The sequence below is a fragment of the Streptomyces sp. NBC_01546 genome (assembly GCF_045208355.1).
Taxonomy (GTDB): Bacteria; Actinomycetota; Actinomycetes; order Streptomycetales; family Streptomycetaceae; genus Streptomyces.
The window spans coordinates 7,754,320-7,768,429 of sequence record NZ_CP109379.1; the positions used below are offsets into that span (position 1 = coordinate 7,754,320).

Here is a 14,110-nt window from a genome sequence, read left to right on the forward strand (position 1 = left end):
CGCCGCGGCCGAAGGTCACACCCCCAAGTGCCGTGGCCGAGACGCCGCCAGGGTTCAGCGGTCCCTGCCCTCAGCCTCCAGCGGGGCATCGTGACTGCCGCGGTCGCGGGCATCGGAGCCAGGCCGCGGGGGGACCGGCGCGGGGTTTTGGAACGCGGGCCGGGACCAAGGCGCGTCGACGCCGCCGGACTCCGGCCGTAGCCCGAGCTCGCGGAGCTGGTTGACCGCCATCATGGCGGTGGACATCCTGTTCGGGTTGGCGCCACCGACCCCCAGTTCAGCGATGGCTTCCGCATAGCGGGTGGTGAACGAGCCCGGCCGAACCTGCCTGCCTTCCCTGGTCAGACCGAGTGCCGCAGCCTGCAGGGCGATTGCCTGCTCCAGCAGCCCGTCCAGGTACGACGCCACCTCAGTGCCACGGCGCACGGCGAAGGTGTGCCCGTCGGTGAGGAGCGCGGCTTCTCCCTCCTCGAAGAGGAGAGCGACGGCGCCCAGTACGGTCTGGATCTTGAGCTGGTCGGCGTCAGCCATCGCACCGCAGGGTCCGTTGCCCTCGTCGGACAGGTGGAGGACGCCGCATTCCCTCAGGTGCACGATCACGTGCCCGGCGCAGTGGCCCTGGCTGCGCAGCACGCGGACCGCGCCGTCGGCGAAGGTCCAGCCGGTGAACCGAAGCGAGCCGATCCGAATCCGCTCCAGGGGCCGTTCCTCGTAGGTCCGGGTCGTCGCGCCGAAGGGCCGCATCGGCTGGAAGAGCGACACCACCTGGCCGGCCAGTGCGGGCGACGCGGGCAGCGGCGCCAACCCGGCGATCCGGTCGAAGGACCGCACCCAGTACGACGCCGGGTCCCGCATCTGGTCGAGGTCGAGGGCGGGGACGTAGTGCTCGACCGGCACACCCAGCTCGTCGGCCAGGTCGTTGTTGCCGACGTGGTCAAGATGGCCGTGCGTGGTCAGCGCCAGTGCCCGGGACCAGTGCCCGACCCGGTCGGCCGCCTCCCGCAGTGCCGCGCGGAAGGTCGCGGTGACGCCGGTGTCCACAAGCACCAGGGTGTCGCCGACCCGGTGTACGAGGGCGTTGGCGACGTCGGGCTGATCGTGCTCGACGTCCAGTTCCTGCCCGAGGACCAGCACGGTCCCGTCGTCGATCTCGATCAGGTCACCGAGCGCGGTCATGGACCCTCCCGCGGTCTGGTCCGGGTCCGGCTCGCCGCCGGTGAGCCCTGCCCGCCTCGACGATGTCCACCACGAGTCCCCTACCGACGAGCGTACGCCGCGCCAGGCAGGGTGTCCCCGGGAAGCCTCCGGCCACTGCCCGGATGGTGTGCACACCTGTGGGTGTAGGCGTTCGTACACCCACAGCGGGCGGGGCGGATATGCCTGTGATCCTGAGGAACCTCCACGAACCGTCCTCCGCCCCGGCAGGCGGCGCGGAGGACGGCAGGATCGGAGCGGACGTTCCGGCGATCGGCCGATCTCACTCCATGTGGATGTCGACGGCCATCTCGTCGTCGTCGGGGTTGCCCTCGACCTCGACGGTGACGCCGGACCATCTCCCATCCGGCAGGTTGAGTGCCGGAGTCGTCGATTTGCCGATGGACCTGTTCCCCAGCGAGGGATACAGATCGGTGGAGTCGCCCCGGTTGCCCCGGCCGAAGATCGCGCCCAGGTCGCGTCTGCCGTCGGCCTGCAGGAGCTCGATCGCGAGACGGTCCTCCTCGTCCACATTCGGAATCGCTTCGTCGACCGTGTAGACCGAGATTCCGGCGTCCGGCAGGAACGCGTCCTGTCCTCGGCGGCGCCGGTACTCGACGAGGATGTACTGAGTCTCCGTCATCGTGTCCGCGTTCTGGATGAAGAGCATGTCACCGCCCTCCGCGGCCGGCCGCAGCACCACGTCCTTGCTGGTCTTCGTGATGCGCTTCGGAGAGGCCCAGCCGTGGAACATGCGCAGCATGCCGTTGGGGAACACCGGTGTGAGGCCGAAGTTGCCCCAATTGCCCGCCGCCATGAGGCAGTAGTTGCCGAGGCCGCTGGATTTGGTCGCCTGCAGCCGACCCGTGTCGTAGTAGTCGGCCCAGCGGGCGGCCAAGTGGCCCCACTCGTGGGCGCACAAGCCCATCGCGCAGTCCTCCGGTACCGTGAGGAACGTCTCCACGGCCAGGCCCGGGCCGACGGCGATACCTCCTGGCACGCCCCACTTGAGGCTCCAGATGTCGTCGCGGCTCCTGGTCCTCTCGGCTCCGGACCCCGCGTGCACGATGAACAGCGCAGTGACCGTGTTCTCGTCCATCGCGTCGAACGGTCTGAAGTCGATGCCCTCGGCCTTGGCCAGCTTCACCGCGTCCCGGGCCATGCCCTGCGAGTTGCGGGGGAACCTGCCCTGCCCCGAGTTGCCGTCGGCGTAGAAGGAATGCGGTTGTGGCAGCCGGAACCAGCCGTGGACCTCGCCCTGGATGTCGATGCCTTCGTTGCCGAACGCATCGAAGCTGCTGATCTTGCGGTAGAACTCCCGCATGCTGCCGGTCGGCAAGGAGTTCGTGCTGAACAACAGCTGCTCGTAGTGGCCCGGGCTGTGGCTCGGCTCGTGTGGCTTGTCGGGAAAGTCGACCAGCAGCACGAGCGTATTGACGACACCCCTGAGCTGCTTGTCGGGCCTCGTGATCAATTGCCGCTCCGCAGTCGGTTCGACGCGCACGGCGCCGTCGTCGAGGCCGACGAGCCTTTCAGCTCGCCGGGTGGAGCGCCAGGTGTAGTAGTAGTCCTCGAAGGTGGTGTAACTCGGCAGCCGCCCCGAATCCAGCAGCTGCAGATAGTCGCAATAGAGCTGGGCCAGCGCGTCGGGGGACAGCGGGGCCAAGCAGGGGCCGGTGCAGGAAAGGCGATGTGACAAGGGGGACGTACTCGTGTGTCGCATGGCGACCACTCACTTGCTTGGACGATCACAGAGCACGGTGTGAAAAACCATGCTTAGGGCGTATACGGACGCCATCCGTTTATGCTGTACGTATACAGGCTCCACCCGCGCAATGCCGTCGTCAAGGCGGGGCGGGGCCGGAGCCGGAACTCCGGAGGTGCGGCCATGACTGCCCGCAGTCCGCTCAGCCGCCAGCGCGTCCTCGAAGCAGCGCTCCGCGTGGTGGACGACGAGGGGCTCGATGGTCTGAGCATGCGCCGGGTGGCCGGCGAACTCGGTGTGGAGACCATGGCCCTCTACCGGTACACACCCAGCAAGGACGATCTGCTGGACGGCCTGGTCGAGAACCTGTTCATCGAGCTTGAGCAGGAGCTGGACAGCGCCGCGTCCGCCGTCTCCGTCCTGCGCGACGAGGCCGCGCTCCCTTGGCGCGAGGCGCTCCTGGGCATCGCGCGGGCGATGTACAGGGTGGCTCTCGCTCACCCTCACGTGATTCCGCTGGTGGCCGTACGGCCCTTCACGGTCCCCATGGCCCGCAGGCCCCCCGCGGTGCTACGCGCCCACGAACGTGTGCTCGCCCTCCTGCACACGGCAGGGCTGGATGAGCAGACCACACTCAAGATCTATCGGGCGTTCATCTCCTGGGTCCTGGGTTACATCGTCATCGAGCTGCGCGAGGTCGTGGACAACCCCGACGAACCCGATCCGGCCTTCCGGCTCGGCCTGCACCGTCTCCCGGTCAAGGACTTCCCGCTGCTCCGGTCGCTGGGCCCGGCCCTGGCCGTCCGCGGCGGGGAGGAGCAACTGGCCGCCGGTCTCGACGCACTCCTCGGCCGCTACCTGCCCGGATCCTGATGCCCCGGCCCGGCGCAGCCGGACGCCTGCGGCTGCCCCTGCCCGGGACGCCGCTCGGTCAGGCCGGCGTCGCGTCGTGCTGTCGGCGCACCATCTCGGTGATCCAGGTGGGCGCGAACGGAGACGTGCAGCCCGGGGAGGTCGGGTAGTCCTTGAGTACCTGAAGGCGCTCACCGATGTCGATCGCGCGGGCGCGGTGCTCGGCGTGCTCGATGCCGATCTGGGCAAGGCAGTGGTTCATCGCCCACTGCAGGCGATCCGGGGCGTCTTTCATCTCCGCCTCGATGACGTCGAGCAGTCCTCCGAGGTCGAGGCCCTCGGGCTTCTTCGCCACGCGTTCGGTGGTCAGCGCCCAGCCGGCACTCGCGACCACGGGATCCGGATCGGCGGACCAGGTCAGACGCAGCTCTTCGCAGTGCGGGTTCTTCTTCACCACGTAGTTCACGAGCCAGTCGTGCACCTTGGGTGTGCGCGCCTCGCGCAACATGACGTCCAACTCGTCACGCCCGAACGCCTTCGGGCGGCAGATCAGGAGCGCCAGCAGTCGCGCCGCGGTGTCATCCGTCTCCCAGAGCCGGCACGCCAGTTCCTGCTGCGTCTTCAGCCGCTTCGCGAGCGCGCGCAGCTTGCTCAGGTTCACACCGTGATCGTCACCGTGCTTCTCGTTCACCGCGCGGGCCTTCGGGTCCTCGAGCCCGGCCAGCTCGGCCATCACCTCGGCCAACGCCGTCTCGGCCACCTCAGTCTCCTGTCCATTCGCGTGCGGGATTCAGCCTACGACGGAAGCCGCATTCGGTGTCAGTGGCCCCGCATACGGTCGGCGCATGGATGATCAGCGGAACCCTCTCGCGGCCCCCTGGCCGTCGCGGACCTCGCCAACGAACTCCTCGCCCTCTGGGACCGGCCCCCGATCACCCGGACCGTCGTCGAAGGCGACCTCGGTCCGGTGGCGTAGGCATCGGGGGGCGTCGAGCCGGGTTCGAGGGAGCGGCCGGCGGAGGGCGCGCGGGCGCCGTGGTTTCCGCGGCTAGGCTGACCGCATGACTGTGCTCGTGTACGACGACTTCGGCACCGGACGCCACCGCGAGGCCTCCCTTATTCGGCACGCCTTGGGCAGCGTCCACGACGAGGAGCTCGTGGCCGGCCTCGCCGGGGGGATCGGCTTCATGTATTTCGTGTTCGAGTACGAGGGCCGGCTGCCCATCGTCACGATCGTGGCGCAGGCCCACCCCGAGCCCTGGGTGCAGGTCGCGCTCGGCCGCCTGGGGGTCCCGTACGACGCCACGCGCGCGATGAAGCCCCGCTGGGGCAGGGTCCGTGCCGCGCTCGACGAGGGGCAGCCGGCCTTCTGCGTGGTCGACCGTTCCTCGCTGCCCTGGCACGAGGCCGACCCGGACGCCGAGATGACGGGCGCCGACCCCTACACGGTTGTCATCGCCGGCTACGACGGCGACGACCTGCTGATCGAGGACGGTGCCGAGACGCCGTACCGGATCGACCGCGAGGAGTTCGGTGCTGCCTGGACCGCGCACCGCAAGGGCCGCCACCAGCTGATCGTCCCCACCGGGCCGCCCGAGGGGGAGCCGGATGTGGCAGGGGCGATCGCCTCCACCGTCACGCATCTCACCGGGCCGGTTCTGGGGAACAAGTTCGACGTGAACTTCGGCTTCACCGGGATGGAGAAGCTCGCCGCGCAGCTGCGCGACAGCACCACGAAGGTGGGCTGGGAGCGCCGGTTCGGCAGCTCGCCCGAGGCGTTCAGTGCCGGCACCGGGCGGCTGCATGCCTGCCTGGAGCAGGAGTGGACCGCTCCGGGCGCGACCAGGCCGCTGTACGCGGACTTCCTCGAGCTTGTCGGGCGCCCGGAGGCTGCCGCACTGTTCAGAGAGTCCGCCCGGCATTGGTCGGAGCTGGCCGTGCTGGCCCGGGACGCCGATCCGGATGCCGGCGCCGAGGGGCGGCGGGCGCTCTTCGACGCGTGTGCGGAACGCGTGGACCGCTGCCTGGACCTGGAGCAGCAGGCGGTGCGGGCGCTGCAGAAGTAGCGCCCGTCGCGTGGTCGGGTACCGGGTACCGGGCGTCGTGTCCGAGCGCGGGCCGGTCACGTTCTCTCGTGTCCCGCGGGTCACTTTGGTGCAACGGCTCCCGAGTCCGGCGACTGTTGGAGTCCGGATGCGTCGACCGCCTCGAAGTCCGATCCCTTGAAGCCCTTGAGCGCGTCGAGCTGAGAATTGTCCCAACCGGGGTTTTCTTCACCGGTGATGTACCAGGCCGAGCCGTTGTCCGCGACGATGGCGCCGTACTTCTTGAGCGCTTCGGCCACGGCCTTGGCCTGCGGGGCCAGCTTCGAGGTGTCCACCGAGCTCTTGAGCCGCAGCCGCAGTCCCATGGGAGGCAGCGACTCGTCCGCCGCGGAGCCCGCCTGGTGCCTTGCGGGCCAGACGTAGCTTTGGTCCGAGCGAGGCACGGTCATGCGGATCGCGTGGTCGATTCGCCCGGCCGCCGCCTCGTCGTAGCGCGCCAGACCGGGGAGGACGGCAAGGCCGGCGGCATCGGCCGACGTCCACCCGTCGGGCCGCAGTTCGTGGGTCCGCAGGTCGAAGACCGCGCCCGAGCCGGCGTGCCAGGCGTTGCCGCCTTGCGGCTTCGCGTTCCAGAGCTCGTAGGACTTGCACAGGGCGCGGTCCCAGACGACGACGTGCCGGTCCCCCTCGCTCGCCGGACCGTTCTCGATCTTGGCATTCTGCGGGATCCGGTACCCGGACGTGTCGCTTTCCTCGGCGTAGTCCAGGGTGACCTTCGACTCCGGCACCGTCGCGTCCGAGACGGTGATGGGGATGCCGAAAGGCTCGCCGTCGACGAGCCCCGACCCGAAGTCCGGGTGCAGGGGCTCCGTGGCCCCGATCGAGGAGACGTACTGGGCGGAGCGCGTGTGCACGGGAAGCGTATCCACGGGTGCACGCCAGAAACTGTCCGGCAGCGAGGTCTGGCAGGAATCGTCTTGCGAGCCGGCAGCAACCGGAACAACCGTCGTGGGAAGCGCCCTCGTGTCGGAATCCGTGTACCCGGACAGCAGACACGCGGCGGCAACGGCGGAAACCGTGGCAATGACGGGGATTCGATTACCTGAGCGCAATTCCGCCATGCGCTTCGTCGTCATGGCTTCACCTCATCCGAGCGTTCTCCGAGATGGCGCCGGCTGCTTTCCCTGTGAGCCTCTTCCCAGCGTAGGCACGTTCCCGCCGCAGCGCTCAGACTGGGATGAGCGCATCCCACTGATCGCGGGTCGGGCCGTCGTGCTGTGGCGAGAAGTCCGGGCGGGCAGCCAGCCAGGCGGTGACGTGTCGGTCCACTTCGTCGGTGCCGTACGCGTCGGGGGCCGGTCGCAGGAGATGGCGTACCTGGGCTCGGGCTCTCATGACGACGGGATCGTCGAAGGCGCAGGCGCCCAGGGCGGCAGCCCGCCGGTCTGAGAGGGGTGCGCTCTCGGCGAGACGTTGCTCGTTGGCGCGGTCGGCCGTCACCTGAGCTTCGAACAACGGGCGGAGGGCCTGCGCCGTCCAGGTGTGGTAGCCGACGGGGTCCGCGGCGATCTGGTCGGCATGGGTGGCGATCTGCTGGGCGGCGCGCAGGCCGAGGGCCGCGCCATGGCCCGAGGTGGGGTTGGTGTGGATCAGGCTGTCCCCGGCGTTGACCAGGCCGGCGACGATGGGTCCGTCATCGTCGGCGAGGGCGGTCCAGCGGTTGTCCAGACCGGCCATCGCCAGGACGGCCGACTGTGGTTCGGGGGCCAGGTCGAGCCAGGCGGCGGTGGCGGGGAAGCGGCGGGCGGCGGCCTCGAACACGGCGGGGTCGGTGAGTGCGCCGCGGGTCGGATCAGCCGTGGAGAGCACCAGGTGCAGCGCGAAGGTGTCGTTGTCGGAAGGGAAGACGCCGGCGAGCGCGAACGGCGCGGCCGAGCCGGTCTTCACCCGTCCCGGGTCACGCGGGCCCTCGGCCCGCAGCCGGTACCAGCGGCACAGATAAGCGATCCCGGTGCGGTGGCTGTCGACCAGGGGCGGGCGGCAGCCGGCCGCGATCAGCCAGGCGGGAACCGGCGAGCGCCGACCGGACGCATCGACGACCAGGTCCGCCTGGTGTGTTTCGGCGCCCACCTGTACGCCGGTGACCCGGGCGGGGCGGTCCTCCCCGAGGGTGAGGCCGCCCACCCGGCAGCCTTGCCGCACATCGACGGTGCGTTCCCGCCGCACAGCCGCGGCCAAGGCGGCCTCCAGCACGATGCGGCGGGTGCGCAGGGTCACCAGGTCCTCATCACCGGCCCGATGCGGCGGATGTTCGCCGAACCAGTCGAAGTCGTGGTACTCCCGGGCTCCGCGCGCCAGTAGGTCCGCGTAGACATCAGGGGTCTCGGTGCGCAACACGGTGCGCACGGGTGCGAGGAAGGAGTGGGGCTGGATGGCCTGCGGGACCCGGGGCCTGGTCCAGTGGAAGAAGTCCCGGTTCAGGTCCTCTCCGGCCTGCCGCGCGTCCTGCTCGAACAACGTGACCGTGTGGCCCCGCCGGCCAAGCATGAGCGCCGTACCCAGCCCACTGATACCCCCACCGATGACCGCAACCCGCGCCACTGAACTCCCCTTCGCGTCGTGTTGCGGAACGAGCCTACTGCTTGGCGATCTTCGGTTGAGCAACGGGGTCGTCCGTCGGAATGCGGAGGCGGGTGCTCCGAACTGGGCCTCTGGGTATATGAGTTGGTCCGTTCGGCGAGAGGCTGTGTACTGGCACCAGCCAAAGGAAAGGAAGATCTTGCCCACCAAGACACTGCAGATTCCCACCACGGACGGCCAGGCCGACGCGTTCGCCGCCTTCCCCGCCCGTGGCGAGCGGCACCCGGGGGTGCTGCTGTACCCGGACGCCTTCGGCGTGCGGCCCGTGCTGAGGGAGATGGCCCGCGAACTGGCCGAGCACGGCTACTACGTCCTCGTCCCCAACCTCTACTACCGGCACGGCCCGGCACCGGTGATCGAACTTCCCGAGCACATCGGAGAAGAGGTCCGGCCCGCGGTCTTCGCCCAGTTGATGCCGTTGGTCGAGGCGCACACCACCGAACGCGCCCTGCGCGACGCCGACGCCTACCTCAGGTTCCTCACCACCCAGCCCGAGGTCAGCGCCGGACCGGTCGCCGCGATCGGCTACTGTATGGGCGCCGGCTTGGCGATGCGCACCGCAGCGGCCCACCCCGACCAGGTGGCCGCCGTCGCCGGATTCCACCCCAGCCCCCTCGTCACCGACGCGCCCGACAGCCCGCACCGCCTCGTCCCCAAGCTCACGGCCCAAGTCCACGTCGGCCTCGCCGAAAACGACATGTCGCCCGAGGGCATCAGCGAGCTCAACCAAGCCCTGGACGCCGCAGGTGTCGGCTACACCTGCGAGGTATACCCCGGCACCATCCACGGCTTCACCATGGCCGACACCGACGCCTTCAACCCCTCCGCACTGCAGCGCCACTGGGACCGCCTGCTCCCCCTCCTCGACCGCGCCCTGACCAATCGCTGAAGCGCAGGAGATCGAGCGGTAGTTGTCACCGGCGTCGGGTTGCCGACGGGCCGTGGTCCGCTCTGTGAGGAGCGTGGTGTTGGCCACCGCACCGGCACCGAGGTTGATCACCCGGCTGCCGGTGCGCAGCGCGTCGGGCGAGGAACGCTGTCCGGTCGCTCATGGACAGCCGCTCCCAGTGGTCGTGGAGAGTCATGGGCCCAACCTGGTCGGCGGGCACCGGGCCGGCGTGCTGGGCCGGGGGCCCGGGAGGTGGCGACGTCATGCCGGGACAACCCGTCGGCTGGGCCTGGGGTAACGCGCGCCGGGGAACCACCGGGCCGCCGCCTTCACCGGCCCCGGCAAGATCCGAAAGACATGCCCTAGACGTGTCGTACCGAGCCCGCCACCGGGGAGCCCGCGCGGAGCTCCAGTCCGGGGCCGGTGAAGGCCGAGCGGAAGCGGCGGTCGTGGGAGACAGCGACCACCGCGCCCCGGAAGGCAGCCAGGGCCTCCTCGAGTTCCTCGACCAGCGCCGGGGACACGTGGTTGGTCGGCTCGTCCAGTACGAGCAGTCCGGCGGGGCGCGTCACGAGCCGGGCCAGCTCCAGCCGGCGGCGCTGGCCGACCGAGAGCGCGGCCACGGGCACGTGCAGATCCTCCGCGCGGAACAGCCCGAGGCCGAGGAGCTCGTCGGCGTACTCCTCCGGATCGCCGGGACGTCCGGCCGCGAAGCCGTGCAGCAGCGGGTGCCGGCCCGGGTCGAAAGCGACCTCCTGCGGGAGGTAGCCGACGGACGTCCCGCACCGCACCGTGCCCCGGTCCGGGGCGAGTTCACCGGCGAGCACCCGCAGCAGCGTGGACTTGCCGGCCCCGTTCGGACCCGAGACCAGCAGCCGGGCCCCCGGCCCGATCGCCAGCTCCGGTACGGCCAGACGCCCGCCGACCCGAACGTCGGCCAGTTCCGCCACGAAGGCCGTGTCCTCCGGCAGGGTCCCGCCGTCCTCGTCGATCCGCGCGGTGAACCGCAGCGGCTCGGGCGGCTCCGCGACCGGTTCGCGCAGCAGTTGGTCCAGATGCCGTCGGGCTGCTCTGACCTGCCCGGACAACTTGGCCTCGTGCGAGCGGCGGTGCTTTCCGAAGCCCTGCTTGGGGTCCTTGCCCGAGGCGGCCAGGCGGTGCCCGGCAGCTTCGACGAGACTCCGCGTCCGGGTGACTTCCCCGAGGTACTCCTGGTGACGCTGCTCGCGCGCCCGGCGGGCCGCGGCCCGGGCGGTCCGGTAGCCCGCCCAGCCGTCCCCGTACCGCGTGACGGTCCGCAGATCGCGGTCGACCTCCAGTACGGTCGTCGCCACGGCTTCCACGAACGCGCGGTCGTGCGTGATGACGACCAACGTGCCCCGGTCCGCGCGGAGTCGCTCCGCCAGCCAGGCCACGGCCGGTTCGTCGAGGTGGTTGGTCGGCTCGTCCAGCAGCAGCAGTTCCGGGGCCGCGCCGAGTACGCAGGCGAGGGCGAGCCGGGACTGCTCGCCGCCGGAGAGCGAACCGAGGGTCCGTTCGCGGCCGAGGTGTCCGATGCCGAGGCCGTGCAGGGCCGCGTCGGTCCGGGCGTCGGCCGAGTAGCCGTCGCGGGCCTCGTAGGCGGTGACCAGGTCTCCGTACGCGTCGAGTTCGGCGGGCCCGGCTTCGGCGAGCGCGGCCTCGGCGGTGCGGATGCGGCGCTCCAGGGTCCGTAGCTCGTGCAGGGCGGCGTCGACGGCGTCCTGCACGGTGCGGTCCGGCCCGAGGTCGAGGGTCTGCGCGAGGTGACCGACGCCGCCGGGGAAGCTGCGGACGATCTGGCCGTGGTCGGGTGTCTCGGCCCCGGCGATCAGCCGCATGAGGGTCGACTTGCCGGAGCCGTTCTCGCCGATGACGGCGGCCTTCTCGCCGGGGCGCAGGGTGAACGAGACCAGGTCGAGGACGACACGGTCGCCGTACGCCTTCGAGACGTCGCTGAGGGCGAGCTGCGAGACGGGCGTGGTGGAGGTGAAGGCGGTGGGGCGGGTCGGGCGCATGGGAGTCCTCTGAGGGCGTGAACCTGCTTTCTGGTGAGGGGCAGCACGAACCGGCCGCACGGCGGCTCGACCGGATCGCGCGACGGATCAGAGGAAGAGGTAGTGCACGCACATGGGACCAGCGTACTGCGGCCCGAACCGTCTCGTCTCGCTGTTTTCCCGCGCGAGGCGCCTTCCCGTCCCGCGGCACCGCCGGCCGGGTCAGGTCTGATGCCTGCGGAGCAGCGGGGGAGCGGGGTTCGGCAGGGGGGTGGCCGCGGCGGGGGTCAGGCCGTCCAAGACCAGGGTCACGTAGCGCCGCCAGCCGCCCTCGGACGGATCCATGGTCCACAGCACGCTCACGAGCATGCCCATGACCCGCTTCAGGTCGTCGGGTACGAGATCCTCGCGGATCACTCCGGCCTGCTGGCCCCGGGTCACCAACGGGTCGAGCGCGTCGAAGAAACGGGCGCTGGTCTCCGCCGTGAAGATCCCGGCATTCCGTGCGGCCGTGAGTACGTGGTGCTCGTCCGCCGCCGACGTCAGGGCGGCTTCGATCACGGCGGTCAGTCCGCGGCGCGGATCCTCGTCGTCGAGGGCGCGGTCGATGACGGGGAGGACCTGCTGGTTGAACTGCTGGTCCAGCACCGCCCGCAGGAGGGCCGCCTTGTCCGGGAACCGGCGGAAGAGCGTCGCGATCCCCACGCCCGCCCGCCGGGCGATCTCGTCGAGCGGCGCGTCGGGTCCCTGCTCGGCGTAGACGTCGCGTGCCGCTCGCACGATCTTCTCTGCGTTGCGCAGGGCGTCGGCGCGCAGTGGCCTGGGGGTATCGGTGGGCACAACCCAAGCCTAACAACTGATAGCCGACCCTTAGTTCGAGTTGACACTCCGCGAGCCATGAAGTGATAGTTGGCTACTGAATAGGGGTGCGCTCATTCGCGTCACCTCTTGCCGCCTCCGCCGTCCCACCGCACCACGCCACACGCACCACGCACCCCCCGCGCCACCGTCCCCGGACGGCGGGGCGACCGACCCACGCCCTTAGGGACCCTCCATGCCTCAGCCGTCCGCGGCTCCACACACCGGCAAAGTGATCGCTACGCTCGCACTGGCGGGGGTCACCGCGGCCGTCATGCAGACCTTGGTCACTCCGCTCCTGGCCGACCTGCCGAAGCTCCTCCACACCACCTCCTCCAACTCCGCGTGGGTCGTCACCGCCACCCTCCTGGTCGCAGGCGTGTGCGTTCCCATCAGCGGGCGTCTGGGCGACATGATCGGCAAGCGCCGCATGCTCCTGGCCTGCGCGGTGCCGCTCATCGTCGGATCGGTGGTGTGCGCGCTGTCGAGCAGCGTCGTCCCGATGATCGTCGGCCGCGGCCTGCAGGGCATCGGCATGGGCATGATCCCCCTGGGGATAGCCCTGCTCCGCGACATCGTGCCGGCCGAGAAGCTCAGCTCCTCCATCGCCCTGGTGAGCGCCTCCATGGGCATCGGCGGCGGAATCGGGCTCCCGCTCTCCGCGGCGGTCGCGCAGTACGCCGACTGGCGCTTCCTGTTCTGGGGAGCCGCAGGGCTTGCGGCCGGTGTCGCCGTCATGATCATTGCCTTCGTCCCCGATGTCCCGGCCGGCGCCAAGGGGCAGCGCTTCGACTTCGTCGGCGCGCTGGGCCTGGCCGTGGGCCTGGTGTGTCTGCTGCTCGCCGTCTCCAAGGGGGCCGACTGGGGCTGGGGCTCGGCCACCATTCTCGGACTGTTCGCCGGTGCCGCCGTTGTCCTGGCCGCCTGGGGATGGTTCGAGTGGCGCACCACCGACCCGCTGGTGGACCTGCGCACCACCGTCCGTCCGCGCGTGCTGCTGACGAACCTCGCATCGGTCTTCATCGGCTTCGGCATGTACGCGAGCATGCTGGTCGTCCCGCAGCTGCTCCAGTACCCCGAGGCCACCGGCTTCGGCCTGGGCCAGTCCATGCTGGCGGCGGGCCTGTGGATGTTGCCCGGCGGCCTGATGATGATGGTCGTGTCCCCGCTCGGGGGCAGGCTCACCAACGCCCGCGGGCCGAAGGTCACGCTCGTCTGTGGCGCGCTCGTCCTGGCCGCGGGCTACGGCGCCTCGCTGCTGCTGGCCGGCACGGCCCCGGGGCTCATGGTCGCCGCCATGGTCATCAACAGTGGTGTCGCCCTCGCCTACGGAGCCATGCCGGCCCTGATCATGGGTGCGGTGCCCCTTGCGGAGACCGGCGCCGCCAACGGCTTCAACACGCTCATGCGCTCTCTGGGCACCTCGGTCGGCGCCGCCGTCGTCGGCGTGGTCCTGGCCCAGATGACCACCTCGGTCGGCGCTTTCACCTTCACCTCCGAGAGCGGTTTCCGGACCGGCCTGCTGCTGGGAGGCTGCCTCGCACTGGTCTCCGGGGCTGTCGCCGCCCTCATCCCCGCTCCCCGGGACGAACAGCGGACTTCGCAGGACCCGGCAGGACCGGCGACGGAAACCGCCCGCGTGGCCGCGAACAAGTAGCGGCATCGGCGGCCGGGGGGCGGTTGCCTTCGCTTCCGAGCCGGGCCGGGCCTCACCGCAGCGCGGGCCGTCACCAACCGGTGGCGGCCCGCGCGGTTGTGTTCCCGGCCACCCAGGTTGATGTGTGCAATGCCGCCCACTCGCCGCAATTCGTCACGAAGTGCGACATGGAATATCTGGCCGAATCCGATATCCGAGGTGATTGTGTCGCCTATCGGGCTGATAGCTTCCGCGAGTTGATCTTGCCTGTCACCC

General features: G+C 70.4%; 11 protein-coding genes. 4 read left to right on the forward strand and 7 right to left on the reverse strand.

Going from position 1 to position 14,110, the window contains the following annotated elements; all coding sequences use genetic code 11:
* Positions 1 to 54: 54 nt before the first annotated feature.
* Positions 55 to 1,176, reverse strand: coding sequence for an MBL fold metallo-hydrolase (locus OHA89_RS35365; RefSeq protein ID WP_406367927.1), 1,122 nt, complete (start codon positions 1,174 to 1,176; stop codon positions 55 to 57).
* 301 nt (positions 1,177 to 1,477) lie between these two features.
* Positions 1,478 to 2,860: a M6 family metalloprotease domain-containing protein gene (locus tag OHA89_RS35370; protein WP_266611981.1), complete on the reverse strand. Its 1,383-nt coding sequence runs from the start codon at positions 2,858 to 2,860 to the stop codon at positions 1,478 to 1,480.
* Positions 2,861 to 3,082: 222 nt separating this feature from the next.
* Here OHA89_RS35370 and OHA89_RS35375 point away from each other — a divergent pair, with 222 nt between their 5' ends.
* A complete protein-coding gene (locus tag OHA89_RS35375; RefSeq protein ID WP_266611982.1) occupies positions 3,083 to 3,772 on the forward strand; it encodes a TetR/AcrR family transcriptional regulator in 690 nt (229 codons plus the stop codon).
* Positions 3,773 to 3,830: 58 nt separating this feature from the next.
* Here OHA89_RS35375 and OHA89_RS35380 read toward each other — a convergent pair whose 3' ends face one another.
* Complete coding sequence (locus OHA89_RS35380) at positions 3,831 to 4,484, reverse strand: DNA alkylation repair protein (RefSeq protein WP_266612594.1); 654 nt, start codon at positions 4,482 to 4,484, stop codon at positions 3,831 to 3,833.
* Positions 4,485 to 4,812: 328 nt separating this feature from the next.
* Between OHA89_RS35380 and OHA89_RS35385 the strand changes: the two genes are divergently transcribed.
* Positions 4,813 to 5,817, forward strand: a complete 1,005-nt coding sequence (locus OHA89_RS35385) for a BtrH N-terminal domain-containing protein (RefSeq protein WP_266611984.1) — start codon at positions 4,813 to 4,815, stop codon at positions 5,815 to 5,817.
* Between the two features lie 80 nt (positions 5,818 to 5,897).
* Here OHA89_RS35385 and OHA89_RS35390 read toward each other — a convergent pair whose 3' ends face one another.
* A complete protein-coding gene (locus OHA89_RS35390; RefSeq protein ID WP_406367928.1) occupies positions 5,898 to 6,932 on the reverse strand; it encodes a hypothetical protein in 1,035 nt (344 codons plus the stop codon).
* A 91-nt stretch (positions 6,933 to 7,023) separates the two neighbouring features.
* Positions 7,024 to 8,397, reverse strand: a complete 1,374-nt coding sequence (locus OHA89_RS35395; protein WP_266611987.1) for an FAD-dependent oxidoreductase — start codon at positions 8,395 to 8,397, stop codon at positions 7,024 to 7,026.
* A gap of 178 nt (positions 8,398 to 8,575) precedes the next feature.
* On the opposite strand from OHA89_RS35395, the gene OHA89_RS35400 reads away from it, so the two are divergent.
* Positions 8,576 to 9,325 carry a dienelactone hydrolase family protein gene (locus tag OHA89_RS35400; protein ID WP_406367929.1) on the forward strand — a complete coding sequence of 250 codons (750 nt, stop codon included), beginning with the start codon at positions 8,576 to 8,578 and terminating at the stop codon, positions 9,323 to 9,325.
* Between the two features lie 362 nt (positions 9,326 to 9,687).
* Here the strand turns inward: OHA89_RS35400 and OHA89_RS35405 are convergent, their stop codons facing one another.
* Complete coding sequence (locus tag OHA89_RS35405) at positions 9,688 to 11,361, reverse strand: ABC-F family ATP-binding cassette domain-containing protein (RefSeq protein ID WP_406367930.1); 1,674 nt, start codon at positions 11,359 to 11,361, stop codon at positions 9,688 to 9,690.
* A 201-nt stretch (positions 11,362 to 11,562) separates the two neighbouring features.
* Positions 11,563 to 12,180, reverse strand: coding sequence for a TetR/AcrR family transcriptional regulator (locus OHA89_RS35410; protein ID WP_215140463.1), 618 nt, complete (start codon positions 12,178 to 12,180; stop codon positions 11,563 to 11,565).
* A gap of 214 nt (positions 12,181 to 12,394) precedes the next feature.
* Here OHA89_RS35410 and OHA89_RS35415 point away from each other — a divergent pair, with 214 nt between their 5' ends.
* Positions 12,395 to 13,855, forward strand: a complete 1,461-nt coding sequence (locus OHA89_RS35415; protein WP_406367931.1) for an MFS transporter — start codon at positions 12,395 to 12,397, stop codon at positions 13,853 to 13,855.
* Positions 13,856 to 14,110: the final 255 nt, after the last annotated feature.